General features: G+C 47.7%; 23 protein-coding genes and 3 tRNA genes. 24 read left to right on the top strand and 2 right to left on the bottom strand.

Annotated features, from left to right (window positions below):
* Positions 1–6: 6 nt before the first annotated feature.
* On the top strand, positions 7–999 hold the full coding sequence (locus tag QCB44_RS06215; protein WP_279408670.1) for an RluA family pseudouridine synthase: 993 nt from the start codon (positions 7–9) through the stop codon (positions 997–999).
* Between the two features lie 72 nt (positions 1,000–1,071).
* Positions 1,072–1,737 (top strand): HAD-IA family hydrolase, encoded by a 666-nt coding sequence (locus QCB44_RS06210; protein WP_279408669.1) that lies wholly within the window; start codon positions 1,072–1,074, stop codon positions 1,735–1,737.
* A gap of 64 nt (positions 1,738–1,801) precedes the next feature.
* Here QCB44_RS06210 and QCB44_RS06205 read toward each other — a convergent pair whose 3' ends face one another.
* The gene (locus tag QCB44_RS06205; RefSeq protein ID WP_279408667.1) at positions 1,802–2,416 is read right to left on the bottom strand and encodes a Maf family nucleotide pyrophosphatase; all 615 of its coding nucleotides are present in this window, start codon (positions 2,414–2,416) and stop codon (positions 1,802–1,804) included.
* Positions 2,417–2,648: 232 nt separating this feature from the next.
* Here QCB44_RS06205 and QCB44_RS06200 point away from each other — a divergent pair, with 232 nt between their 5' ends.
* The 15 genes from QCB44_RS06200 (at position 2,649) to QCB44_RS06130 (ending at position 16,854) form a co-directional block, all read left to right on the top strand.
* A complete protein-coding gene (locus tag QCB44_RS06200; protein ID WP_279408666.1) occupies positions 2,649–3,185 on the top strand; it encodes a YceD family protein in 537 nt (178 codons plus the stop codon).
* A 21-nt stretch (positions 3,186–3,206) separates the two neighbouring features.
* On the top strand, positions 3,207–3,383 hold the full coding sequence (rpmF, locus tag QCB44_RS06195) for a 50S ribosomal protein L32 (protein ID WP_279408665.1): 177 nt from the start codon (positions 3,207–3,209) through the stop codon (positions 3,381–3,383).
* Between the two features lie 6 nt (positions 3,384–3,389).
* The gene (gene plsX, locus QCB44_RS06190) at positions 3,390–4,418 is read left to right on the top strand and encodes a phosphate acyltransferase PlsX (RefSeq protein WP_279408664.1); all 1,029 of its coding nucleotides are present in this window, start codon (positions 3,390–3,392) and stop codon (positions 4,416–4,418) included.
* Positions 4,419–4,486: 68 nt separating this feature from the next.
* A complete protein-coding gene (locus tag QCB44_RS06185; RefSeq protein WP_279408662.1) occupies positions 4,487–5,464 on the top strand; it encodes a ketoacyl-ACP synthase III in 978 nt (325 codons plus the stop codon).
* A gap of 62 nt (positions 5,465–5,526) precedes the next feature.
* Positions 5,527–6,450, top strand: coding sequence for an ACP S-malonyltransferase (fabD, locus tag QCB44_RS06180; RefSeq protein ID WP_279408660.1), 924 nt, complete (start codon positions 5,527–5,529; stop codon positions 6,448–6,450).
* A gap of 46 nt (positions 6,451–6,496) precedes the next feature.
* Positions 6,497–7,237, top strand: coding sequence for a 3-oxoacyl-ACP reductase FabG (gene fabG / locus QCB44_RS06175; protein ID WP_279408659.1), 741 nt, complete (start codon positions 6,497–6,499; stop codon positions 7,235–7,237).
* 163 nt (positions 7,238–7,400) lie between these two features.
* Positions 7,401–7,637, top strand: coding sequence for an acyl carrier protein (gene acpP / locus QCB44_RS06170; RefSeq protein WP_279408657.1), 237 nt, complete (start codon positions 7,401–7,403; stop codon positions 7,635–7,637).
* Between the two features lie 132 nt (positions 7,638–7,769).
* A complete protein-coding gene (fabF, locus tag QCB44_RS06165; protein WP_279408656.1) occupies positions 7,770–9,008 on the top strand; it encodes a beta-ketoacyl-ACP synthase II in 1,239 nt (412 codons plus the stop codon).
* 32 nt (positions 9,009–9,040) lie between these two features.
* Positions 9,041–10,498, top strand: coding sequence for an aminodeoxychorismate synthase component I (locus QCB44_RS06160; protein ID WP_279408653.1), 1,458 nt, complete (start codon positions 9,041–9,043; stop codon positions 10,496–10,498).
* Positions 10,498–11,406, top strand: a complete 909-nt coding sequence (gene pabC / locus QCB44_RS06155; RefSeq protein WP_279408651.1) for an aminodeoxychorismate lyase — start codon at positions 10,498–10,500, stop codon at positions 11,404–11,406. Before QCB44_RS06160 ends, pabC begins: the two co-directional genes overlap by 1 nt.
* Positions 11,403–12,455 (top strand): endolytic transglycosylase MltG, encoded by a 1,053-nt coding sequence (gene mltG / locus QCB44_RS06150; protein WP_279408650.1) that lies wholly within the window; start codon positions 11,403–11,405, stop codon positions 12,453–12,455. Before pabC ends, mltG begins: the two co-directional genes overlap by 4 nt.
* A gap of 76 nt (positions 12,456–12,531) precedes the next feature.
* Complete coding sequence (tmk, locus tag QCB44_RS06145; protein WP_279408649.1) at positions 12,532–13,191, top strand: dTMP kinase; 660 nt, start codon at positions 12,532–12,534, stop codon at positions 13,189–13,191.
* A 3-nt stretch (positions 13,192–13,194) separates the two neighbouring features.
* Positions 13,195–14,184, top strand: a complete 990-nt coding sequence (gene holB / locus QCB44_RS06140) for a DNA polymerase III subunit delta' (protein WP_279408647.1) — start codon at positions 13,195–13,197, stop codon at positions 14,182–14,184.
* 61 nt (positions 14,185–14,245) lie between these two features.
* Positions 14,246–15,028 carry a TatD family hydrolase gene (locus tag QCB44_RS06135; protein ID WP_279408646.1) on the top strand — a complete coding sequence of 261 codons (783 nt, stop codon included), beginning with the start codon at positions 14,246–14,248 and terminating at the stop codon, positions 15,026–15,028.
* Positions 15,029–15,030: 2 nt separating this feature from the next.
* Positions 15,031–16,854, top strand: coding sequence for an ABC transporter ATP-binding protein (locus tag QCB44_RS06130; protein ID WP_279408645.1), 1,824 nt, complete (start codon positions 15,031–15,033; stop codon positions 16,852–16,854).
* A 75-nt stretch (positions 16,855–16,929) separates the two neighbouring features.
* Here QCB44_RS06130 and folD read toward each other — a convergent pair whose 3' ends face one another.
* A complete protein-coding gene (gene folD, locus QCB44_RS06125) occupies positions 16,930–17,790 on the bottom strand; it encodes a bifunctional methylenetetrahydrofolate dehydrogenase/methenyltetrahydrofolate cyclohydrolase FolD (protein WP_279408643.1) in 861 nt (286 codons plus the stop codon).
* A gap of 267 nt (positions 17,791–18,057) precedes the next feature.
* Here folD and QCB44_RS06120 point away from each other — a divergent pair.
* The 7 genes from QCB44_RS06120 (at position 18,058) to QCB44_RS06090 (ending at position 26,680) form a co-directional block, all read left to right on the top strand.
* Positions 18,058–18,134: transfer RNA gene (locus QCB44_RS06120), tRNA-Pro, on the top strand.
* A 52-nt stretch (positions 18,135–18,186) separates the two neighbouring features.
* Positions 18,187–18,263 (top strand) — tRNA-Arg (locus QCB44_RS06115).
* A 31-nt stretch (positions 18,264–18,294) separates the two neighbouring features.
* A tRNA-His gene (locus tag QCB44_RS06110) sits at positions 18,295–18,370 on the top strand.
* Positions 18,371–18,644: 274 nt separating this feature from the next.
* Positions 18,645–21,488 carry an SNF2-related protein gene (locus QCB44_RS06105; protein WP_279408640.1) on the top strand — a complete coding sequence of 948 codons (2,844 nt, stop codon included), beginning with the start codon at positions 18,645–18,647 and terminating at the stop codon, positions 21,486–21,488.
* 86 nt (positions 21,489–21,574) lie between these two features.
* A complete protein-coding gene (locus tag QCB44_RS06100; protein WP_279408637.1) occupies positions 21,575–22,396 on the top strand; it encodes a type IV toxin-antitoxin system AbiEi family antitoxin domain-containing protein in 822 nt (273 codons plus the stop codon).
* Positions 22,371–23,276 carry a nucleotidyl transferase AbiEii/AbiGii toxin family protein gene (locus tag QCB44_RS06095; RefSeq protein ID WP_279408635.1) on the top strand — a complete coding sequence of 302 codons (906 nt, stop codon included), beginning with the start codon at positions 22,371–22,373 and terminating at the stop codon, positions 23,274–23,276. The genes QCB44_RS06100 and QCB44_RS06095 overlap by 26 nt, the downstream gene beginning before the upstream one ends.
* Positions 23,277–23,320: 44 nt before the next feature.
* Entirely contained in the window at positions 23,321–26,680 is a 3,360-nt protein-coding gene (locus tag QCB44_RS06090) for a DNA methyltransferase (RefSeq protein WP_279408633.1), read from the top strand.

Genomic DNA, 26,680 nt, shown 5'->3' with positions numbered 1-26,680 from the left:
GTTTTTATGGTGTCAAATCAATCGTCTCAGTCTTCAAAAACGTCTAAGGTTCAATTTGTTGAAGTGACTTCGGAAGACGCAGGTCAAAGAGTGGATAATTTTTTGATGCGTTTTTTAAGAAAGGCACCTAAGACCTTGGTTTATCGAATTATTCGTAAAGGTGAAGTGCGCGTTAATAAAGGAAGGGTTCAGGCATCAAGCCGCTTGAAGAGCGGGGATGTCGTGCGTATTCCCCCTGTGAGCTTGCCTGAAAAAAATGAGGCGATGGAAAGTGAGATTCCTCACGCCCAGCTGAAACGGATTGAAGACAGTATATTATATGAAGACAAAGATCTGATGGTGGTGAACAAGCCTTCCGGGGTCGCGGTACATGGTGGTACTGGAGTGAACTGGGGGGTGATCGAGGTGCTGCGAATTTTGCGACCGCATGCGCGTCGATTGGAATTGGTGCACCGGATCGATCGGGATACTTCCGGTTGTCTATTGGTGGCTAAAAAAGCCTCGGTGCTTAAGGCGTTGCAACAGCAGATACGTGACCATCAGTTTGAAAAACGCTATCTCGCCCTTATTAAAGGACGGTGGCCGCAGCATAAACATAAGGTCGATTTGCCGTTGCGCAAAGATCGCCCTAAGGAGGGTGGATGGCATGTGGTGGTGGCGAAAGATGGTAAGTCATCAGTGAGTTATTTTAGCGTCAAGCAGCATTTGCAGGGTTGCGATCTGGTGGCGGTGAAGCTGGAAACAGGGCGCACCCATCAGATTCGTGTGCATGCTCTGTCGCAAGGATGTCCATTGGTGGGGGATGATAAATACGGTGATCGTGACCTTAATAAGCGCTTCCGTCCGTTAGGGTTAAAGCGCTTGGCGTTACATGCGCACATTTTAGGTTTTATCCATCCGGTGACCGAGGAGCGTATGCGCATTGAAGCGCCATTGTGGCCGGATTTTGAAAAAATTATCGAACGGTTGGCGCTGCCTGAAAAAGGCGAGTCGTCATGACCGCAACCCGAACAGGCCTGTTCGGTTTATGGTTGCTGCGTTGAATGAGATTTATTGAGTTGAGACGAGAGTGTGAGTAAATATCAGTTAGTGATTTTTGATTGGGATGGCACCTTGATGAATTCCGAAGCACGCATTGTGGCTTCGATTCAGACGGCCGCCGAGCGTTGCGGGTTGCCGGTATTGCCGGATGAAGTGTCCAAAAAGATTATCGGCTTGAGTCTGGATAAGGCTATTCTAGGACTTTACCCAGATGCCAGTGACGAACAGGTGGCTGAAATGGCCAATGCCTATTCGCAGTGCTTTTTGCAAGAGAGTCAGGTGGAAATGGCACCGTTTGATGGCGCCGAATCACTGTTGTTGGGGCTTAAAAGCTGCGGTGTGAAGTTGGCGATTGCCACTGGCAAGAGTCGCCGCGGCTTGGACCAGGTGCTGCAGGAATGCGGATTGGGGCCTTATTTTGATATGACACGTACCCCCGTGGAATCTGCCTCCAAACCCGATCCGCTGATGCTGGAGCAGATTTTGCAGGAACTGGATGTGCCAGTTGAGCGTGCGTTGATGGTTGGGGATACGACGTTTGATCTGCAGATGGCGAAAAACATCGATATGGATCGGGTGGCGATGTCCTATGGGGTGCATGAATCTCATGAACTTGATGAACATGAACCGTTAGCGCATTTTGACTCACTGCAGGAGTTGCACAGTTGGTTAACGCCGCGCATACATATGGGGTAAAGACCGGCTCAAAAATGAACGTATGAGAAAACCGGCGGATTGGCCGGTTTTTTTTGCGATAAATTCAGTCGGCCAGTGGGAGGGTGATGCCCATGTCTTGAAAAATGGAGGTCAATTTAATGAGGGGCAGGCCGATCAGAGCGTTGGGGTCTTGGCTTTCGATGGCTTCAAACAGGGTGATGCCCAAGCCTTCAGATTTAAAACTGCCGGCGCATTGATAAGGTTGTTCGGCGCGCAGATAGTTTTCGATGGTTTGCGGGGATAACTGGCGAAACTTGACTTGAGTGATGTCCAGGGTTTGGTGGTGGACGCCGTCACGCGGATCGATGACGACCAGGCCTGTGTAAAAAATAATCGTCTTGCCGCTGAACTGAGTGAGTTGTTTCACCGCATTTTCATGGGTATGGGGTTTGCCGATCGGACGATTGTCAAAGGTCGCGCATTGGTCGGATGCGATCACAATGTGTTCTGGGTGGCTTTCGGCCACCGCTTGCGCTTTCAGTAAAGAGAGGCGTTCGATCAATTGTTGCGGTGATTCGTTCTTCAGAGGGGTTTCGTCGATGTCCGGCGCGTGCTGGCTAAAGGGGAGTTGCAGCTTTTCCAGGAGCTGTTTTCGAAACGGAGAGGACGAACCTAAAACAATAGGTGGAAGTTGTTTTTTTTGTTTGATGGTTTTCATAGTGCCAATGGTATAATTTTGTTCGATTCTGGTTGGCGACATTTTCTGAGTTTTGATCTGGATACGGTCAGCGATTTTTCAGAAAGGCCGATTCTCTGATTCGGGCGTGGCGAGAATGAAGTATCTCGTTGTTTTCCCGACTGTTTAATGAAATTGCGCCAATTGAAGAAAAAAACGAAAAAACACGTGTTTTTTTTGACTTAATCATTGTATACAGGTATGATGCGCCGCTATGTTTGAGAAGCTACCCGAATGGGTCGATCCACTTAACCTTGTCAACCATAATAAACATATTGAAGCTCGAGTCAACCAGGGACGTTTTAAACGCCTTGCTGAGCAGTTGGTTGATCACGATCGTGACGTGTTGGTTGAGTTGGATTTTTTTTATGATAAAGCGCTGAAATTGCCAGCCTTTATTATGAAGCTTGAAACCAGTTTGAATTTGCTGTGCCAACGCTCATTGGAAACCTTTGATTTGCCGGTTAAGGCCGAAGTTAAAGGGGTGTTGGTCGAAGCGTCGGATCTGGTGGATGAGCTTCCCGAGGATGTCGAAATATTTGAGCTTCTGGAAGAGAAGGTGTCTCTGCCGGAGTGGGTTGAGGAAGAGTTGCTGTTATGCGTGCCTCTTTCTCCAATCAAGGAAGGAAGCTCAATGGAGTATGAAAATACCAAAGAGCCTTCCGAGGATGAGAATGCGGAGAACGACTCCGAAACGAGTGGTTCTCAAAAGAGTAACCCGTTTGCAGTGCTGCAAGGGTTAAAGAAATAGATTGTAAACTAGGAGATTGACATGGCTGTTCAACAGAATCGTAAAACCCCTTCAAAACGTGGTATGCGTCGTTCTCACGATGCGTTGTCTGCACCTTCATTGACTGTAGATCAAACAACGGGTGAAGTTCACCGTCGTCACCACGTTACTGCAGATGGTTACTACAAAGGCAAGAAAGTCGTTCAAGATAAAGGCTAATTGGTCTTGAGTATTAAAATTGCCATCGATGCAATGGGCGGTGATCACGGGATCGCGGTCACCGTTCCAGCCTCTCTCGATGCTCTCTCAAAATTTTCAGATATCCACATTGTCCTGGTCGGAAAAGAAGAACTGATCCGAGCGGAGCTGTCTAAGCATCAATACGACGCGTCCCGCGTCACCGTTTGCCACGCCGAACAAGTGGTTGAAATGGATGATTTGCCTTCCAAAGCGTTGCGAAACAAACGTCAATCCTCGATGCGTATCGCCTTGAATAAGGTAAAAGAAGATGAGGCGCAGGCGTGCGTCAGTGCGGGGAATACCGGTGCGCTGATGGCGGTTGCCAAGTTTGTTTTGAAAACCTTGCCTGATATTGATCGTCCAGCCATTTGTACCTCCATGCCCACTATGAAAGGCCATGTCCATGTGCTCGATTTGGGCGCGAATGTCGGCGTAGATGGAGACACTTTGGCACAGTTTGCGGTCATGGGTTCGGTGCTGGCTAAAGCGGTGGACGACAATGCTAACCCCACGGTCGGCTTGCTCAATATCGGTGAAGAGGAAATTAAAGGGCATCAGCGGATTAAAGACGCTCATCAGATATTGCAGAATACACAGATCAACTATGTCGGTTACGTTGAGGGTGACGACATTTATAAAGGTAATACCGACGTGGTCTCTTGCGACGGTTTTGACGGTAATATTGCCCTGAAAGCCAGTGAAGGGGTCGCCAAAATGATCTCTTTTTATCTGAAAGAAGCCTTTAAAAAGAATTTGTTAACAAAGTTGGTGGGATTGCTGGCCTATCCAGTATTGAAATCCTTTAAGGATAAAGTGGATCCCAGAAGGTATAATGGAGCCTCTCTTCTTGGTTTGAGAAAAATTGTGATTAAGAGTCACGGCGGAGCGGATCAGTTCGCATTTATGCATGCCATTGCGGAAGCCCGTCTGGAAGTGATTAAAAATGTTCCAGCTCTGATCTCAGAAGAAGTATCCAAATTAATCCAACATCAATCCTCAACTCCCAAAGATTGAAACAAGGCGTGGATAACAACGGAGTTATCAGGCCTGTTTAGAAAGAGTTGAGCATAAAGAAAAATCGTATGAGTCAGAAAATCTATAGTCGCATTATAGGAACCGGCGGTTATCTGCCAGAAAAGGTCTTAACCAATTTTGATTTGGAAAAAATGGTCGAGACCAGCGATGAATGGATTCGGGAACGTACCGGCATTCAGCAGCGCCATATCGCGGCTGAAGGTGAAACCACCTGTGATTTAGCTGAACAGGCCTCTTTGAAAGCGATTGAGATGGCCGGTATTCCAGCGACAGATGTTGATCTGATTATTGTCGCGACGACAACCCCTGATAAAATCTTTCCCAGTACCGCCTGTCTTTTGCAGCAACGTTTAGGCATTCAAGGCTGCCCGGCCTTTGATGTTCAAGCGGTCTGTTCCGGCTTTGTCTACGCACTGAGTGTGGCAGATCAATTCGTGAAGACGGGTATGTCTAACTGTGCCCTGGTGGTCGGTGCGGAAACCCTGTCGCGTATTACCAACTGGCAAGACCGCAACACCTGTGTGCTGTTTGGCGATGGTGCCGGTGCGGTCGTGCTTCAGGCTTCCGAAACCCCCGGGATTCTTTCGACGCATATTCACGCCGATGGCCAGTACGAAGAGCTGCTGCATGTGCCATCAGGCCCTTCAAAAGTGCCGGTGACCGACGAGGTGGCCGAGCGTACCATGTCGATGAAAGGCAATGAAGTATTCAAGGTGGCGGTGAATACCTTGAGCCGCATTGCCAGTGAAACACTGGAGGCCAATCAAATGCAAAAAGAAGATTTGGATTGGTTGGTGCCGCATCAGGCGAATCTTCGTATCATTAAAGCGACCGCCAAAAAGCTGAAACTGCGTGATGATCAAACGGTGGTAACGGTGCATAAGCACGCTAACACCTCGAGTGCCTCTATTCCTTTGGCGTTGGATGAAGCGGTCAGAGATGGACGCATTCAGCGCGGCCAGACCGTACTGATGGAAGCCTTTGGTGGCGGATTTACCTGGGGCTCTGCGCTGATCAAGTATTAATGCCTATTCATGGCTCAACTCATAACTCATAATAAGAATCGAATCACTTAGGAAATTGTTTTATGTCATATGCCTTTATTTTTCCGGGTCAAGGATCTCAGTCGGTAGGAATGTTGGCCGAATTGGCCGAATCGTATGCTGTGGTCAAAGAGGTTTACAGCGAAGCGTCGGATGTATTGGGGTATGACCTTTGGGATGTCGTGCAGAATGATGCGGACGGCAAACTCAATCAAACGGATGTGACTCAACCGGCGATGCTGGCAGCAGGGATTGCTGTTTACCGTACTTTGGCGAGTCAGGCCGAGTTGTCTCCACGTTACATGGCAGGGCACTCACTAGGTGAATATACCGCCTTGGTCGCCAGTGGCGTGATGACGCTGAGCCAGGGGATCGAGCTGGTTGCCGAGCGTGGCCGTCTGATGCAGTCGGCCGTGCCGGCCGGACAAGGCGCAATGGCGGCTGTGTTAGGGCTGGAAGACGAACAGGTGGTCGCGGTATGCGATGCGGTTGATGGTGTGGTCGAAGCGGTTAATTTTAACTCACCTGGGCAAGTGGTCATTGCCGGTGAAAAAGCGGCGGTGGATGCGGCGATGGAAGCGGCTACCGAAGCCGGTGCGAGCAAAGTGGTGCCGCTGGCGGTCAGTGTGCCGTCGCATTGTTCGTTGATGAAGCCGGCCGCGGATGCATTGCAGGATAAGTTGGCTGCAATGACGTTTGCAGAAGCGCAGACACCGGTGCTGCATAATGTCAATGTCGCGGTTTCAGCCAATGAGGCGGAAATTAAACAAGCTTTGGTTCAGCAGTTATATCAACCGGTTCAATGGGTGAAAACCGTGCAGACGATGAAAGAGAGCGGGGTTGAGAAGTTGTTTGAACTCGGGCCAGGCAAAGTGTTGATGGGGCTGAATCGACGTATCGATCGTAAAATGCCAACGCTCGCGGTTTATGATAATGCGACACTGGAAAAAGCCATTTCAAGTTTATAGAATAACCGCAAGTTAATCGAATCTATCGCGAATAAGGAAAGTATTTATGTTAGCAGGTCAAGTTGCACTGGTTACCGGTGCCAGTCGTGGAATCGGAAAAGCCATCGCACTGGATTTGGCAGCACAAGGTGCTACAGTCATTGGTACGGCTACTTCTGAAAGTGGCGCGCAAAACATTAGTGACTATCTATCTGAAGCGGGTGCTAAAGGGGCCGGCAAGTGTCTGAACGTGACCAATGCGGAGATGATTGCCGAAGTCCTGGCGGAAATCACCAAGGAATATGGTGTGCCAACCATTCTGGTGAATAATGCCGGTATTACCCGTGATAACCTGCTGATGCGCATGAAGGACGAAGAGTGGGATGACATCATTCAGACCAACCTGAATTCGGTTTACCGTATGAGCAAAGCGTGTCTACGTGGCATGATGAAAGCCAAAGGTGGACGTATTATTAATATCGCTTCCGTTGTCGGTGTGATGGGGAATGCGGGACAAACCAATTATGCGGCGGCCAAAGCCGGCATTATCGGTTTCAGCAAGTCATTAGCGCGCGAAGTGGGCGCACGTAATATCACAGTGAATACGATTGCTCCTGGCTTTATCGATACCGACATGACACGTGCATTGCCAGAAGAGCAGCGTCAAGCCTTAACGACACAAATTCCTTTGAGCCGTTTGGGGGAACCGGAAGATATTGCGAAGGCGGTGACCTTCCTGGCGGGTGAGGGGGGATCTTATATCACCGGCCAGACGCTTAACGTCAATGGCGGGATGTACATGGTCTAGTAAGGTCTGTCAATGGGTTTAAATGGCGTTGAAAAGTCTTGAAATTCTGACGTATGTCAATAAAAGGCGCGAATTAAACTTGATAATCCTGACAGATAGAGCGAAAATACGAAAAATTATTTAACCTATTTTTTTAAACACATAAATAAGACTGGAGAATTCCATGAGCAGTATTGAAGAACGCGTAAAGAAAATTGTTGTTGAACAATTAGGTGTAGAAGAAGATCAGGTTACTCCTGATGCATCTTTTGTAGATGACTTAGGTGCGGATTCTCTTGACACTGTTGAGCTAGTTATGGCTTTGGAAGAAGAGTTTGATTGCGAAATTCCAGACGAAGAAGCTGAAAAAATCGCGACTCTAGCTCAAGCAAAAGCGTATATCGAAGCAAACTTGGACTAATCCGGAGTTTGTCTCAGCATTGATTGAGGAAAAAAGCCGTCTTGTTACGGCTTTTTTTGTGTATAAAATTCAGAAAACCCATCGAGTTCTTAAATGGTTTGAGGGTTTTCCTAAAATGGATGAGGGTGCATTTTGTCTAAGCGTCGTGTTGTGATTACGGGTCTTGGGGTGTTAACACCTGTTGGGCTGACGGTTGCGGAAACCTGGGACAATTTGTTGGCAGGGAAAAGCGGAATCGACTACTTTACCAAGTTTGATACGGAAGCGTTCGCGGTCAAATTTGGTGGCGTATTGAAAGGGTTTGAGGCGTCCGATTATATTGCGCCTAAAGAAGCGAAGAAAATGGATCCTTTTATTCACTATGGTATTGCGGCCGGTGTGCAAGCAATTCAAGATTCCGGGCTTGAGGTCACCGAAGAAAATGCGACCCGCATCGGTGTCTCCATCGGTTCCGGAATCGGTGGTATCGGATCGATTGAAACCCAGCATAGTGTTTACCAAAAGTCGGGACCGCGCCGCATTTCACCATTTTTTGTGCCGAGTGCGATCATCAATATGATCTCCGGTAACCTGTCGATTATGTACGGCCTAAAAGGACCGAATATGGCGATCGGAACCGCTTGTGCGACCGGTACGCACAGCATCGGTGATGCAGCGCGCATGATTCAGTTTGGCGATGCAGATGTCATGGTGGCCGGTGGGGCCGAATATGCCACCACCGAGCTGGGGCTGGGTGGTTTTGCGGCCGCTCGTGCCCTGTCGACCCGTAATGACAACCCGCAGGCGGCAAGCCGTCCCTGGGACAAAGATCGTGACGGCTTTGTGCTCAGTGACGGTGCGGGTGCGGTTGTCCTTGAAGAGTATGAACACGCTAAAGCGCGTGGCGCCAAAATTTATGCAGAAGTGCTTGGTTTTGGCATGAGTGGCGACGCCTATCACATGACGCTACCGGCACAAGGCGGTGAAGGGGCGGCACGCTGCATGCAAGCGGCTTTACAAAATGCCGGCTTGGATAAGTCTAAAATCGGTTATATCAATGCGCATGGAACCTCAACGCCAGCCGGGGACGTCTGTGAAACCATGGCCGTGAAATCCACATTCGGTGATCACGCCTATAATTTAGCCATGAGTTCAACCAAATCGATGACCGGTCACGCGTTAGGAGCGGCCGGTGCGATGGAAGCGGTCTTTACCGCGCTGGCTCTGCATGAGCAGAAATTGCCGCCTACGATTAACCTGGAAAATCCGGAAGAAGGGTGTGACTTGGATTACGTCGCCAACGAGGCGCGTGATGCCAGCATCGATTATGCACTCTCCAATTCGTTTGGATTTGGCGGAACCAATGCCAGCTTGGTATTAGGTAAAGTATAATCACGCTTTTCACCTTTATGAGAAGCGACTTTATGGAAAGAAGAATTTCTTCCGACTCTGAACAGGCTGTCATCGTACAGCCTGTTTCGCTTTCTGATGCCTATGCGGTCGATTTAAGCCTGCTTCATCAACGCGATCCGCAACGTTATCCTTTTCTATTAGAGAGTGTCGCCAAGGGCCATCTTGGACGTTATGACATTCTGTTTGCCTTTCCACAGGAAACGCTCCAGCTAGGATCAGGTGCTGACCGCGATGCGATGGCCGCTTTTACAGCGACCGCCAAGCAGGCGTTTGAAGCCCATACGCAACCGGACATCCGCTGTGACTTGCCTTTTCACGGCGGTTGGTTCGCCTATTTCAGTTACGATTACGCCCAAGTGGTTGAGCCATCGCTTCAGGTTCCGCCATCGCGTTTTCCGTTAGCGACGTTAACGCGCGTGCCGGCGGCGGTCGTGCGTGATCACCACAACCAGGCTGTGTTTATTGTCGCCGAAGCGGAATATCGTCAACAGATCGCGGAGATTGAAGCCGATCTACAGGTGATATCGACACAACCGATTCCGCACACGCCGATTCAGATCCTGGAGGCGCAGGAAGAGGAAGAGGCCAAATATCTGAGTGGGGTCGAAGCGATCAAAGAGTACATTCTGGCGGGTGATGTGTTTCAGGTGAACCTGTCGCGTCAATGGCAGGTGAGTTTGGCGAGTGAGTACAGCAATCTGGATGTGTACCGTGCATTACGGCGGCATAATCCAGCACCGTTTGCGGCTTTGGCGCATTTTGATATGGCGCATGCGGATCAAGAGCAAGTCACCACCTTTGGCCAAAATGATTTTCAGCAGGCCTGGTCGATTATCAGCTCCTCTCCGGAACGTTTGGTGAAATACCAAGCCCCCTGGGTGGAAACTCGCCCGATTGCCGGTACGCGTAAGCGCGATGCCGATCAAACCAAAGATCGCGCTCTGGTGGAAGAGCTGATCTCTCACCCCAAAGAGCGTGCTGAGCACATTATGTTGATTGACTTGGAGCGTAACGATCTGGGACGCATTTGCCAACCGGGTACGGTAGAGGTGAATGAACTGATGGTGGTGGAAAGCTACGAACACGTGCATCACATTGTTTCCAATGTGCGCGGTCAGTTGCAGCCAGGCTTGGATCCGCTGGACATTGTGCATGCCCTGTTTCCGGGCGGCACCATTACCGGCTGCCCTAAGGTCCGTTGCATGGAGATCATCGCCGAACTCGAGCAGATGCCGCGCGAAGCCTATACCGGCTCCCTCGGTTACATTAACCGAGACGGCTCTTTGGATTTGAATATTCTGATCCGCACCATGCTTCATTTTCAGGATGAACAAAATGCCCCGGTGGTGCAGTTCCGTGCTGGCGCGGGGATTGTCGCCGATTCGGATCCGCAAAACGAGTTGACCGAGACTCGGCATAAGGCCAAAGGGCTGATTCATGCCTTAAGCAGTCAGGAGCGTTTTCGCTGATGGCGGTGGAGACGGTATTTACCTGGGTGGACGGTCAGCCGCAGAATCAGATCGAGATTGCCGACCGGGCGCTGCAGTATGGAGACGGCTTTTTTACCACCATGCTGGTCAGTGGCAATCGCCTCTTTAACTGGTCGGCGCACTGGCGGCGTCTGCAAAGCAGTGCTGAGCGTCTTGGGTTTGCCACGTTGGACGAAGTGCAGGCTTTGTCTTTGTTGCGTCCGGTTTTGCAGAAAGCCGTCGAGCTGCGGCCAACGCAGCCGTTTTGTGTGCTTAAAATCATTGTCAGCCGTGGTGCGGGCGGGATTGGCTATCAGCCACCCGCGGAAGCCGTTGGCCGGGTCATTATTCAGCTGATGCCGCATCCGCTGTTTCGAACTGAAAATGAGTTGAGGGCGCCTTTACCACCTATTGATGCAATGATTTGTCAGACGCAAGCCGGCATACAGCCACAATTGGCGGGCATGAAACACTTGAACCGTTTGGAAAATGTGCTCGCCAGAGCCGAACTGGCCGCCAGTGCGCCCCCGTTTTTTGGCGAAGGGATCATGCTGAATGCAGATGAGGAAGTGATCTCGGGCACCCAGTCGAATGTGTTTGTGATTCAGGGGCAGACTATGTTGACTCCGCCGCTGACGCGTTGCGGTGTCGAAGGCACTACCCGCTACCAGTTGCAGTTTTTAGCCAAGCACTTAGGACTGGTTTGGCAAGAGCAGCGGTTGACGCTCCAGCATCTGCAAGATGCCCCAGCGCTGTTTTTCAGCAATGCGGTGCGCGGCATCATGCCGGTACAGCATCTGGTCCATAACGGCGTGAACGTTGCCACTTATGAAGTCGAAGCGGTGGTGCAGATTCAGCAGGCCTGGTCAGATTGGCAGAATGACAATGCCTTAGAGGTGGCGCTGTGAAGCCATTTCTGAAACGCATTCTGTTACGCACCGTGCTGGGTTTGGTTTTGCTGCTGTTGTCCACGTTAGGGCTTTTAACCTGGCAGTGGCAGCAGTTTGTGTCATTGCCGATTGCGACTTCGGCAAGCGATGCCCAAATTGTGGAGATCAAACCGGGGGCGACGGCCGCAAAGGTGGCGCAAACCCTTCATCAGGCAGGCCTGCTGGATTCGCCAAAATGGTTTGTCTGGTACTTGCGCTACCATGACAAGCACGCCCAGATCAAGACCGGGGAGATGCGCATTGATCCAAGTTGGACAGTCGCCGAGCTCACCGAAGCCTTGATTCGCGGCGAGACCGTGAAATATCCCGCGACCTTGATTGCCGGGCAGACGTTTTTGCAGACGCTGCAGCAGTTGCAAACTCTGCCCAAACTCCAGCACACCTTGGATGAAAAGGATTTGCCGACGCTGTACGCAGCGTTTAATCTGAATCCCGTCGCCACCTTGGATGCCAAGCGTTATCCTTATGCCGGTCTGGAGGGGCGTTTTCTGCCGGAAACCTATTTGTATGAAGCGGGTGATCGGGATGTGGATATCCTGTTGAGAGCGCACAAAGCGCTGCAAAATAAAATGGAGCAGGCCTGGTCAAAAAGAGAAGCCGGACTGCCTTACAAAACGCCTTATGAAGCCTTAATCATGGCCTCGCTAGTGGAAAAAGAGACCGCCGTTCCGGCAGAGCGCACCCTGATTGCCGGGGTGTTTACCAACCGCCTTAAAAAACGTATGCGCTTGCAAACCGACCCGACGGTGATTTATGGTATCGGTTCCGGTTACGACGGCAATATCCGTAAACGTGATCTGCTGACGACAACCCCTTATAATACCTATCGCATCAACGGCATGCCGCCGACGCCGATCGCGTTGCCGAGTGCGCAAGCCCTGGATGCGGTGCTGAATCCAGCGAAGACCCAAGCGCTCTATTTTGTCTCCAAAGGCAATGGCGAACACTATTTTTCCAATACGCTCAGCGAACACAACCGTGCGGTGCGCAAATACCAGTTACAATAATGGCTATGAGGTTGCTGCTCGCTTTAAGAACTGGGCGCAACGTTTCGAACGAATAAACATGACAAACGGACTCTGAATGAAAGGCCAGTTTATTACCCTTGAAGGCACCGAAGGCGCCGGAAAATCCACCAATTTAGCGTTTATTAAACAGTGGCTGGAGGCGCGCGGCATCGAGGTGGTAACCACCCGGGAACCCGGAGGCACGCCAATTGGCGAAGCGGTGCGTGACATTTTGTTGAATACCGAATTCAGTGAGATGCATGCCGATACCGAACTGTTGTTGATGTTCGCCGCCCGCGCCCAGCATCTGCGCGAGAAAATTCTGCCGGAGGTCGAGGCGGGCAGATGGGTGATTTCCGATCGTTTTACCGATGCCTCTTATGCCTACCAGGGCGGTGCGCGCGGCATGGGGTTTGAGCGCATCGCTGAAATAGAACAATGGGTGCAGCAGGGCGTCTACCCGGATCGTACCTTTGTGTTTGATTTGCCGATTGAGATCGGCATGCAACGTGTGGCCGAGCGCGGCGGACAGACCGACCGTTTTGAACAGGAACAGCATGAGTTTTTTGAACGTGTGCGTCAGGCGTATTTGACGCGCGCGCAACAGGCTCCGCAACGCTATACGGTGCTTGATGCTTCACAAAACCTGGATCAGGTCCAGACGCAGATTGTTGCGGCGTTAACCGCTATGCTGGAAGCGCAAGGTTCAGACTCAGATTCAAGTGCAGGCAGATAAGTCATGACTCAGAATGCAGAGCTTTATCCCTGGTTACAAGCGCCTTGGCAGCAGTGGCAACGCCTGCAGCAACGTTTGGGACACGCTTACTTGTTTGCCGCGCCTCACGGCATCGGTATTGAGCGGTTTGTCTCACAGGTTGCGCAGACACTGTTGTGTGACCAGCATACAGCTTGCGGGCAGTGCAGCGGCTGCCATCTGTTCAGCAGTGGCCAGCATCCGGATTTTTTTCACCTGGCGTTGCAGGAGGAGAAAAAAGAGATTTCCGTCGATCAGGTGCGTGAGCTGGTGTATAAACTCAATGAAACCTCACATCAGGGCGGTTACCGAGTGGCCTGGGTGGAAGGGCCGGAGTATCTGAACCAATCGGCGTTCAATGCGTTACTGAAAACGCTGGAAGAACCCGGAGAGCGCACCCTGTTTATTTTGAGTACGCATCAGTTGGCGCGTTTGCCGGCGACGATTGTCAGCCGCTGCCAGAAACTGAGTTTTGCGGCGCCGGATTTAAAAACCGCACAGGCCTGGTTGCAGCAGCAAAACCCGCAGGCGGATGAAGCCTTGGTCAAACGTGCCTTGCGTTTGAATTGGGGCGCGCCGATTGAAGCGCAGAACTGGATTGCTGCCGGCGGGTTTGAACAGGATGCCGAATGGAAAACCGCGTTGAAGCAGATGCAAAGCGGCCAGAAAACGGTATCGCAACTGGTTGAGCAGTGGCTGAAATGGGCCGATCCGCTACAGGTGTTCGATTATTTCTATCAATGGAGCGTCGCCGCCGTTCGCCAGGCCAATTATCAGGCTGAGAGCGGGTTTAGCCGAGAGCAGGTGCAAAACTGGCTGCGTTTTCAACAGGCCTGCCTAAAAGCGAAGCAGAACTGGCAGGCAAACGCCAATAAACAGCTGGTTCTGGAGGCGTTGTGTTTTGAATGGCTGCAAATCCAGCAGAGTGGCGAATCGTTAAACAGCGTGTTTGCCGAGCGCGCCTCATTCATTTAAATTTACACATACCTAAACAATAACCAATAACCAGTAACGAGAATAAAACCGAGGAAACAAGGTGATTGTTGATTCACACTGCCATTTAAACATTCTACCCGAAGAGAAAGTCGGCGATATCGATACGGTGCTTGCCAAGGCCAAAGAGTTGGACGTGACGCGCATTCTGTGTGTGTCGATCAATCCGGCACAGTGGCACGAGGTGCTGGAATTGGCGCAACGCTATGAAGAAGTTTATGCCGCCATTGGCGTGCATCCGTGTGAAGATCCCGAAGTGAAAGTGAGCGACGAGCAACTCATAGAAGCCGCGTCGCATCCCAAAGTGATTGCCATCGGTGAGGTCGGCCTGGATTATTTCCATTTCAATGCCGACGAGATGGATATGAGTTGGCAGCATGAGCGTTTTCGTCAGCATATCCGCATTGCCAAGCAGTTGCGGAAACCGCTGATTATCCATACCCGCAATTCCACGCCGGACTGTTTGAGCATTCTGGAAGAAGAGGGCGCCGAAGCAATCGGCGGCATTATGCACTGTTTTGTCGAGGATATCGACACCGCCGAGCGCGCGATGAAGATCGGCTTTTACATCTCCTTTTCCGGGATTGTCACCTTCAAAAATGCGCTGGAACTGAAAGAGGTCGCCAAGCAGGTGCCGCTGGAGCGCATTTTGGTGGAAACCGATGCGCCTTATCTGGCGCCGGTACCTTATCGCGGCAAAACCAATCAGCCCGGTTACACGCGTTATGTGGCCGAGGAGATTGCGCGTCTCAAAGAGCTGCCGTTTGCAACGGTAGCGGAAGCCACCACCGATAATTTCAAACGCCTGTTCAGGGTGGCGTTCTAAACATGCGTTCCTTTGGCGACGCACCCTCCGGTCGAACCAAAGTACGCGCTTTGTCAGAGCGGTCTTATACCTGGCAGCGTATTTTAGACCTGGTAATGCGCCATAAGCCGCGACTGGTGAAGGCGCACATCATTGCGCTGATGGCGATGCTTGCCACCGTGCCGTTGCCGCTGTTGCTGCCGATTTTGGTGGATGAGGTGCTGCTTAATCAGCCGGGTTGGATTGTCGCCTCTTTGCAGACGTTGGTACCGGAATCCTGGTATGGCCCGATCTATTATATTGTGGCGATTACCGTCATTACCATCGTCTTGCGTGCGCTCGGCCTGGCCTTTGGGGTGTGGCAGGTGCAGCAGTTCACCGTCATCGCCAAAGAGGTCACCTATCAAATTCGTCGCGATCTACTGGCGCGGGTGCAGGGCGTCTCCATGGCGCAGTATGAAACGTTGGGCAGTGGCAGTGTTTCCGCGACCATGGTGAATGACGTCAACAGCATCGATACCTTTCTGGGGAGTACCGTCGGCAAGCTGATTCTGGCGCTGTTTTCTCTGGTGGGAGTGACGCTGGTATTGCTGTGGTTGCACTGGCAGTTGGCGCTGTTTATTCTGCTGTTGAATCCGGTCGTGGTCTATTTCACCATGCGCATGGGGCGTAAGGTGAAGACGCTGAAAAAAGACGAAAACAGCGCGGTGGACGCATTTCAGCAGGCATTGACGGAAACGCTTGATGCCTTGCAACAAGTGCGTGCCGCCAATCAGGACCAAAGCTTTTTCAAGCGGGTGCGCAGCCACGCCCAGCAAATCAAAAAGCACTCCGAGGCCTTTACCTGGAAGAGCGAGGCGGCGAGCCGTTTTTCTTTTATGATTTTTCTGGTCGGGTTTGATGTGTTCCGCGGCGTGAGTATGCTGATGGTGGTGTTTTCGGATCTGAGTATCGGGCAGATGATGGCGGTATTCGGTTACCTGTGGTTTATGATGGGACCGGTTCAGGAGCTGTTGACCATCCAGTACAGCTACAGTGCGGCGAGCGGGGCCTTGCAGCGCATTAATGAAGTCTTGGATTTGAAGCAGGAACCGGTGTTCAAAAGCTGCGTGAATCCTTTTGAACAGGCCTCCCCGATTGCGGTGGAAGTGCGTGATCTGTGTTTTCATTATCCGGGCAAATCCGAGCCGGTGTTGAATCAATTGAGTTTTGCGATTCATCCGGGTGAAAAATTGGCCTTGGTCGGCGCTAGCGGTGGCGGAAAAACCACGCTCGTACAATTGCTGCTCGGTTTCTATCAGGCGGATTCCGGGCAAGTGCTGTACGGCGGCGAGCCAATTGAAGAGATCGGCCAGAATGTGGTACGTCAGCATGTCGCCACGGTATTGCAGCAGCCGGTGCTGTTTCATCAGAGTATCCGCTTCAATCTGACGTTGGGGCAGGAGATTGACGAGTCCCGCCTGTGGGAGGCGTTGCGCGAAGCCCAGTTGGATGAGGTGGTGCGCGAGCAGCCGCAGCAGCTGGATACCGAAGTGGGGCGCAACGGCATTAAGCTTTCCGGCGGTCAGCGCCAGCGTTTGGCGATTGCGCGCATGATTCTGCAAGATCCGAAAGTGGTGATTATGGACGAAGCCACCTCGGCACTGGATATGGAAACCGAGCGTCAATTGTATGAGGATTTAGCCCCCTTCCTTGAAGGGCGTACCACGCTGATTGTGGCGCACCGTTTGAGTTCGATTCGTCAGGCCGATCGCATTCTGGTGTTCGAGGATGGGCATATTATTGAAAGCGGCAGTCACGATGAACTCATGGCGCAAAAGGGCACTTATCATAAGCTGTACCGCTAAAAGTAATGGAATTTGAGACATAAAAAAACCGACCAGGCCTGGTCGGTTTTTTGGTTGAAGCGGTAAAGCGTTAAATTACGCTTTACAGTCCAAGCGATAAGCTACTTGCAGGGTGTTTTGCAGCAGCGTGGCAATGGTCATTGGCCCCACGCCGCCCGGTACCGGGGTAATCCAGCTGGCGCGTTCTTTAGCCACTTCGTATTCCACGTCACCCACCAGGCGACCGTCGTCCAAACGGTTAATCCCCACGTCGATCACGATCGCGCCTGGCTTAATCCAGTCGCCTTTGACCATTTCAGGGATACCCACGCCGACAACCACCAAGTCCGCTTCGGCCACTTTTTGTGGCAGATCTTTGGTGGCACTGTGGCAAATCGTTACGGTGGCGCGTTCATTCAACAGTTCCAGCGCCATGGGAACCCCCACAATATTAGACGCGCCGACCACTACGGCATTTAAACCGCGCAGTGGAATACCGGTTTTCGCCAACATCGTCATGACACCGTGAGGTGTACAAGGTGCCAATTGCGGCATGCGCGTGGCCAAGCGGCCGACGTTGTAAGGGTGGAAACCATCAACGTCTTTGCAAGGCGAAATACGTTCAATAATCGCTTCAGGATCAATGTGATCTGGCACCGGCAGCTGGACGATAATGCCGTGCACGCTGTCGTCGGCATTCAGCTTGTCAATCAGCGCCAACACCTCTTCTTGAGAGGTTTCCACAGGCAGCACTTCCGAAACATCATTAAAGCCCGCTTTCTGACAGGCTAATTTTTTATTGCGAACATAAACTTGTGAAGCAGGGTCTTCACCGACCATAATCACCGCCAGGCCGGGTGGGTTTTTACCTTGAGCCACTTGTTGCTCAACTTCTTGTTTAATGGATTCACGTAACTCTTCTGCGATGGCCTTGCCGTCAAGAATCTTTGCAGACATATGTACTCCTACTTCACCTCAGGTTGTTAAAGCGTGCCAGGGTTGGTGTGATCAACCGTCTAGCCAAAAAATGAAACCATTATGATACTCGATTTACTGCGGTTCAGGCACAATTGCACGCTTTTTTATTAAGGATATTATGAAAGGGATTTTTAAGATTCAATAACTTAGAATGAACAGGGCTGGATGTCATAAAAAAATAGCCAAAAATTCATAATTAGCAGTTGACAGGTTTAGGGGCCATCTATACAATACGCCCATCTTTTACGGAGTGTAGCGCAGCTTGGTAGCGCACCTGTTTTGGGTACAGGTGGTCGGGGGTTCAAATCCCTCCACTCCGACCAGTTTCCGCCGGCTTGTGCCATACAAGTCGGCAAATTTCCAGGTTTCGATAGAGCGCCCATAGCTCAACTGGATAGAGCATCGCCCTTCTAAGGCGAGGGTTTCAGGTTCGAATCCTGATGGGCGTGCCATTTTCTATGGTATGCCCGTCATACCACTATGGCGGATGTAGCTCAGTTGGTAGAGCCCAGGATTGTGATTCCTGTTGTCGCGGGTTCGATCCCCGTCATTCGCCCCATTTCCCCCTTGTTTTTGAATGTCTTGCAAAATCACGTTTATAGATTGTTTTATCTAGATTTTATCCGTGACCCCGCTGTGCCCGATTTGTTTTCATACAAAAGTTTCATATCTTGTTTGAATGAATCTAGTACAACTTCTTTGCATTTTTTGTTTGATAATGGAATCAATCTTTAAGTTTCTTGTTATTGCTCTGAGAAACCACATTTACAATAACTTTTTGTAAAACGTTTTTATCTTAAGTATGATTGCTTACAAAAAATGGTAGGTCAATTATGCAAGCAATCACCCAATATCACGCCAAGTATTTTGCCTACGAATTAACTAGACGCCGCAGAGGAGAAGATGAAAGTCGTTTATCTCAATCCTTATTTGATTCATCTGTCGACCTCAATCCACATCAAATTGATGCTGCTTTGTTTGCATTGCAAAACCCACTCAATAAAGGCGTTATCCTCGCTGACGAAGTTGGTTTAGGAAAAACAATTGAAGCGGCTTTGGTAATTAGCCAGTTATGGGCTGAGAGAAAGCGTCGAATCGTTGTAGTTTGTCCAGCAGCGTTAAGAAAGCAGTGGGCGAATGAGCTGGCAGAAAAGTTTAACCTTCCAACACAAGTCATTGATGGTAGAACTTACAAGCAACAGCAAAAAGACGGCGTTTACAATCCTTTAGATAAAGAAGTAGTGAGTATCCTTTCATATAATTTTGTTTCTGCAAATGAACAGGTTTTTTCAACAATCCCATGGGATTTGGTGGTTATTGATGAAGCTCACAAGCTTAGAAATGCATATAGAGAATCTCATCAAACCGGGCAAGCGATTAAACGTGCATTTGCCGGTTCTAAAAAATTACTACTGACTGCTACTCCACTACAAAATAACCTCATGGAAGTCTATGGATTAAGTACCATCATAGATGAACATCTGTTTGGTGATGCTGTCAGTTTCCGTGTGCAATTCATGCGTGATGGATATGATTTGCTTGGTCTCAAACAGCGTATGAAAGAGTTTACCCAGAGAACGCTACGTTCTCAGGTTCTTGAATATGTTCGTTATACCAAACGTATGCCGATTACTGTTCCCTTTAGACCATCAGACGAAGAAATAAGGCTTTATGATTTAGTTTCTGCTTTCCTTCAGCGCGATGAATCTTATGCTTTACCCCAACGACAAAAGCATTTGGTATCTCTAATCGTTCGCAAACTTTTAGCATCATCTACTTCCGCAGTGGTTCAAACATTGGAGACCATGCTCAAGCGTTTAAAGGATTTAGAACAGGAGGTCGTTAGTTCAGACAACTGGATTGAAGAGCTAATAACTCAAGAAGAAATTGAGAATGAGTACTTTGAAGATCATATTGAACAGATTGAAGAGTTAAAGCAGATAGATAAAACTCAGTTAAGAGGCGAGATTGCCGAGCTCGAAAGCTACTTGGGTTTAGCGAAAAACATTAAATCTGATGAGAAAAGCCACGCCTTACTTAAAGCGCTTCAGCAGGGCTTTGAAAAAATGGTTGAGCTAGGTTCACCCCAAAAGGCCGTTATATTTACAGAATCTAGGCGTACTCAAGATTACCTTGCGGAGTATTTAGAGCAAAACGGCTTTGCTAATAAGGTGGTTACCTTCAGCGGTACAAATAACAGCCAATCATTAAACAACATTTATCAGGCCTGGTTAAGACAGCATGCTGGCAGTGACCGCGTTACTGGATCGCCTGCGGTTGATAGACGTACTGCCATCATTGATCATTTTAGAGATAAGGCTCAGATTCTAATTGCTACTGAGGCTGCCGCGGAGGGTGTAAACCTTCAATTTTGTAATTTAGTCGTTAACTACGATCTTCCTTGGAATCCACAAAGAGTTGAGCAGCGAATTGGTCGTTGCCACCGTTATGGACAAAAGTTTGATGTGGTTGTGGTTAATTTCCTAAATCAGCGTAATGAAGCAGATCAAAGAGTTCTGCAGCTCCTAACAGATAAGTTCCAACTGTTTGATGGTCTGTTTGGTGCATCCGATGAAATCTTAGGTCGAATTGAATCTGGTATCGATATTGAAAAGCGTATTGCTACTATCTATGAGCAGAGTCGAGATCCAGGAGAAATTCTTGCTGCATTTGATTCCCTGCAAAAAGAACTGGAAGACACCATTCAGCAACGCATGTCAGAGACAGAGCAAAAGCTGTTTGAACACTTCGATCAGAATATTCATGAACTACTTAAAACTAGAAAGAAGAGAGCGGAAGAGCAGCTCGATAAAATTGGTCGTCTATTTTGGCGACTGACAAACTTTATTCTCCAAGGCAAGGCTGTTTTTCAGACATCAAACTTGAGTTTTGATTTAAACGAAGCAATTGGCCTTGCTCCTTCGGGCCACTACCGACTGAAGCAAAAAGGGGTCGATATCCCCAATCACGCACATATCTATCGGCTAGGGCATCCTTTAGGGGAATATGTTTTGGATTCCGGTAGACGTCTAGATACGCCTACGGAAATGATTAAGTTCAATTTAAGTGGACATGATTACAAAGTTTCTGCGCTTGAACAGTTTAAAGGTCAATCCGGTTGGTTGGAGTTAAACCAGATTACCCTTTATTCATTTCAAGAAGAAGATCACCTGGTGTTTTCAGCACAAACTGATAACGGAGCAACGCTAGATCAAGAGGCTTGTGAGCAACTATTTAATTTATCCGCAATCCTAGAAAAAACGACTGATCAAAAAGCTGCTGATGCATTCAATGAACTGGTGCAGCATCAACTTCATGTTCAACTTAATAAAGCATTAGAAGAAAATAACGTTTATTTTGAGCAAGCAAGAGATAAGCTCGAAAACTGGGCAGATGACCAAATGAAATCTGCCGAGCAGCAGTTAGAAGACACAAGGTTGAAAATCCGTGATGCTAAACGCCAATCTCGTCAAGCAGAAACGCTTGAACAGCAGAAAGAATGGTTGGAAAAAATTAAACAACTTGAAAAACAGCAGCGCCGCCAACGTCAAAGTATTTTTGATGTAGAAGATGAAATTGAGGCGAAGCGTGATCAACTCATTGAAGCACTTGAAAACCAGCTTCATCAAAAGTCAGTCACGCAAAAAGTGTTCAGAGTACGTTGGAGTTTAAATTAATTTAGATAAGATGGTTTATTTTTTATTGTTTTTGCATAAAATATCTATGCAAAACCTAATTTTTTTAAACCAAAAGTCTTTTGATTATGAATTCTGAACATTTTTCTAAAAAAATGGAGCTGATGAATACCTTGCCTGAAGGCTTGGTGATAGGGCGTGCCTGGTTAGAAAAAAAAGGCTTTTCAAGACCTGATATCGATTATTACTTAAGAGCAGGCTACTTGCAACCAGTTAAGCGTGGGCTTTACCGTAAGCCAGGTGCAGAATTGAAGTGGCAGCAAATAGCCTATTCACTGCAGGAAATCGGGTATCATTCGCACGTTGGAGGCAAGACAGCCCTCGCAGAAAAAGGCTTTGCTCATTATTTAGAGTTGAGGTCTAGAGAAATCCAGATCTATAGCGCTACAAAACTTCCTAAGTGGCTTGAGCGTTGGAGAGAAGAACATAACAGTAATTTTGTATTCTCTTTGCACTGCAAAAAGTGGTTGAATAAAGCTCCACCTGAGCTATTTACGACCATTCCGTTTGGCAGTTGGGATTGGCCAATAAAAACTGCTCAACCGGAGCTGGCCGTGGTTGAGTGGCTGAGTGATGCGAAAACGGTATCCGATCTGCAGGCAATCGATTCTGTATTTGAAGGGCTGACAACACTGAGCCCTAATAAACTACAAAAGACCTTAGAGTGCTGTGGAACAATCCAAACAAAACGTTTGTTTGGCTGGTTTTGCGACCGACACAATCATACTTGGTCGAAACGGATAAATTGGGAATCACTAGACTTGGGTAAAGGGAAAAGAGCATTCATAAAAGGCGGCTCTCTAAACAAAAAATGGCAAATAACGGTCCCAAAAGAGATGGAACAGAATGTGAACGGAGATGGTTTTGGACCCGAACAATCCTTATTTTAAACAAGTGGCGCTCTTGGTAAGGATATTGCCTGTTTTAGAAGGGCATCCTGTCTTTGCCTTGAAGGGTGGCACGGCCATTAATCTGTTTGTGCGTGACCTACCCAGATTATCCGTTGATATCGACTTGGCTTATGAACCGGTTAAAAACCGCGATGAAAGCATGGCAGATATCAATAAAAACCTGTCTCAAATAGCCAAGAAGTTGGACAGTCAGGGGTTAAGAGTACAAAAAAACGATCCAAATAATACGACCCGCTTAACCGTCTCAAACGGCGAAGTACAAATCAAGATAGAGACATCACCCGTGTTACGGGGTACGGTGCATCCCGCACAGAATAGGCCGGTGAGTCCGAGAGTTGAAGACACATTTGGTTATGCGGAAGTACAAACACTGAGCTTTGAAGATCTCTATGCAGGAAAAATATGTGCAGCACTTGATCGTCAGCACCCTAGAGATTTATATGATGTTAAAGCCCTATTGGAGAATGAAGGTATCTCTGAAAAGTTAAAAGATACCTTTTTGGTGTATTTGATGAGTCATGGTCGGCCAATGCATGAGTTACTGAATCCAAACTTTAAGGATATAACCGACATTTATGCCAACGAGTTTGAGAACATGACAAGGGAAAGAGTCGAACTAGCTGAATTGCTAGAGGCAAGAACCCAATTGGTTCAACAAATCCGACAAGCTCTAACCGATGCAGACAAAGCGTTTTTATTAAGTGTCAAAAAGCGTTCGGCGGATTGGAGTCAATTTGTTTATCCCGAAGTGGCAAACCTTCCGGCAATAAAATGGAAGGTACACAACCTGGCACAAATGCCAGAGGATGCTCACAATAAAGCAGCAGAAAAGCTAGAACAATTTTTACAAAATATTTAGAACATAAATATCACTATTAATCCTAAGAAATAAGCGGAACAAACATGGCGACGACGCAAGAGTTAAAATCCAAATTCACTTCTCTTTTACAGCAAATGTTTCAACTCGATCAGCCGGAGTTGGATTTTGGTATTTATCGAATTATGCATGCGCGTAAAGATGACATTAATCGTTTTATTGAGCAGGATTTGCCAAAGAAGATCACTGAAGCGTTTGCTGGATTTGAAGGAATGGATAAACAGCAGGTTGCTGAAGAGCTTGAGAAGGCAAAGCAGGCTGCTATTGCCGCTGGGTTTGATCCGAGTCAGTCACCTAAGGTTCAAGAGCTAGAACAGCAATACAATGCTAAGGTGGATTTAACTCGTGAAGAGGGTGAAGTTTATGATGCATTAATTACCTTCTTTAACCGTTATTACGATGAAGGGGATTTTATTTCGCGTCGTATTTATAAGGATGGCACCTACGCCATTCCATATAACGGTGAAGAAGTGGTGCTTCACTGGGCCAATAAAGATCAGTATTACATTAAATCTTCTGAGAACTTGCGTGACTATGCCTTTCGTTTAAACCCGCATGATGACGAAAATCCAATGCGTGTGCATTTCAAGTTGGTGGATGCCGAAGCCGGTGCAAGCAATAACAATAAAGAAGCTGAAGGCAAGAACCGGGTATTTGTATTACGCCAGTCCCAAGAGCAACCAGCTTGGTCAGAAGTTACGGTAAAAAATGGTAATACTGAAACGACCGAGTTAGAAATCTATTTTGAATTCCGAGCAGCAACCGAAAATGACTGGACGGAATCGGTTAAAGCATCCGCCACTGCGGCTGCCAAAAAGAAACCGCCTACCCAAGACCATTTACGCCAAATTGCCGTTGAGTTGTTAATTGGAGAAGATTCAAACTTACCTGAAAAATGGAAAGAACCCCTCTCTAATAAATATGTAAAGGCCGATGGTGAGACGGCGGATTATTCTCTGTTGCAAGGTCAACTTAATAACTACACCAAAGCCAATAAGTTTGATTACTTTATTCATAAAGACTTAGGAAAATTTCTGCGTCAAGAACTCGACTTTTATATCAAGAACGAGTTAATGCGTTGGGAAGATATTGCCGCGAATAAAGCCAACTTTGCCAAATTAGGGCCAATGTTTTCAAAAATCGAAGTGATTCGTCAATTGGGCGAGGCCATTATTACTTTCTTGGCTCAGCTTGAAGATTTTCAAAAGAAACTTTGGCTAAAGAAAAAGTTTGTGACTGAAACACAATACTGCATTACGCTGGACAGGCTGCAAGAATCACCAGGCCTGGTAGAAATTGCGCTGAATAATGAAGATCAAAGATCTGAATGGGTTGAGTTATTTAATGTTGATTTGGCCGAGTTAGACAAGGTTAAATCCAAGGGTGTTGATGCGGTTTTGGAGCATCCAAATTATCGTTACTTGGTGATTGATACAGGTTGCAAAGACCTGCAGGGTAATTTTTCTTATGGGCAAGACTTCAAAGAAAAACTGATTTCCTCACTTGATGAGTTAGATGAGCAAATGAATGGTTTGCTTATTCACTCTGAGAATTTTCAAGCTTTGAATTTAATCCACGATCGATTTAAAGAACAGGTTAAGTGTATATATATTGACCCTCCTTATAACGCTCAATCCAGCGAAATCTTGTACAAGAATACGTTTAAACATTCGTCATGGATTTCCATGATGGAAAACAGGCTATCTAAATCTAAGCCTCTCCTAAATCCAAATGGAATAAAGGTCATTGCAATAGATGAAGTGGAGAATGATAACTTAGCACAATTGGTTAAGGCTGTTTTTCCTAATCATGATGATGTTGCTGTCTCCGTCGTTCACAATCCAACTGGTCAGCAGGGAAAGAATTTTTCATTTACTCATGAATTCGCACATTTTATTTATCCAACAGGCCTTGATTGTATAGGTTTGGAGGATCGAGATGATGAAAATCGAGAATCTAAACCAGATGTTAGGCCTTTGAGAAATGTTTCTTCTGGAAAAAATCATCTAAGAGAATCAGGTGCCAACTGTTTTTATCCTATTTATGTGAAAGATGGAAATATAGTTGGTTTTGGAGAGGTTTGCGACAAAGATTTTCATCCAGATGACATAAATATTGAAGAAGCTGACGGCTCAATTGCTGTTTACCCGATTGATCCATCTGGAGTAGAAAGTAAGTGGGTTTTTGCTCGAGATAGCGTCGAATCAATATTTAATGAATTATCAGCCGAATATAACACTACAAAGGGTCATTGGGATATTTTAAGGCGGAAAGTTAGGTTCAGATACAAATCCAACTGGTCTGATAAAAGATATAGTGCAAACAGTTGGGGAAGTGTTGTGTTAAATAACATGATGCCTGGTAATCCTTTCACATATCCTAAATCTATTTATAACGTCTTAGACTGCGTTGACGCTGCTTTAACTAACCAAAAAAATGGTTTAGTCCTAGATTACTTTGCGGGCTCAGGAACAACAGGTCATGCAGTTATCAACCTAAACCGTGAAGACCAAGGTAACCGAAAATACATCCTTTGTGAAATGGGTGCCTATTTTGATTCGGTAACAAAACCACGCATTCAAAAAGTTATTTATTCAAAAGATTGGAAAGGCGGTAAACCGTTGTCTGATAAAGAAGGACGCGTCAATGGTGTTTCACAGTGTTTTAAATACATTCGCCTTGAATCCTATGAAGACACTTTGGGTAATTTGGCCTTAAACCGTCCAGCTCAAATTCAATCAGACATGTTTAATTCACAAAATCCTGATTTGGATTCAGCTCGTGAAGATTATTTAATGAACTATATGCTTGAAGTAGAAAGCCGTGGTTCTGCTTCTCTTTTGAATATCACTCAATTTACCGATCCAATGGCCTATCAATTAAAAGTGCGTTCAGCATCAGGTGACGAGACTAAGTTGGTCAATGTCGATTTGATTGAAACCTTTAACTGGTTGCTTGGTCTTCAGGTTGAACATATCGCTGCGCCAATTTATTTTGAGGCAGAGTTCGAACAAACGGATTTAGGGCGTTGGCAAGCAAGCGTTAAACGATCCTCTGAAGGTCAATGGTGGTTTAGAACGGTTTATGGGGTTAATCGAAAAGGGCAAACAGTTCTTGTGGTATGGCGAAACTTACCTAAAACGGCTGCAGGTAAAGAGAACGGTTTGGTTTTGGACAATGCTGTTCTTGAAGCGGTGATGCTGGATAAGCTTAAAGTACGCCTAACGGAAAGCCCGGATGATGAAATTGAGTTGGTGTATGTGAATGGCGACCACAATATCACGGTGCCTAAACGTAAAGATGGTGAACTGCTACAAGCGCGTGTGCAGAATATTGAAGAAACATTCCATCGTTTAATGTTTGCGACAGATGAAGGGTTGATTTGA

It is taken from the genome of Thiomicrorhabdus sp. zzn3 (assembly GCF_029767755.1).
Lineage (GTDB): Bacteria > Pseudomonadota > Gammaproteobacteria > Thiomicrospirales > Thiomicrospiraceae > Thiomicrorhabdus.
Note: the sequence above shows the minus strand (reverse complement) of the source record. Positions and strands in the feature narration are given on the sequence as shown.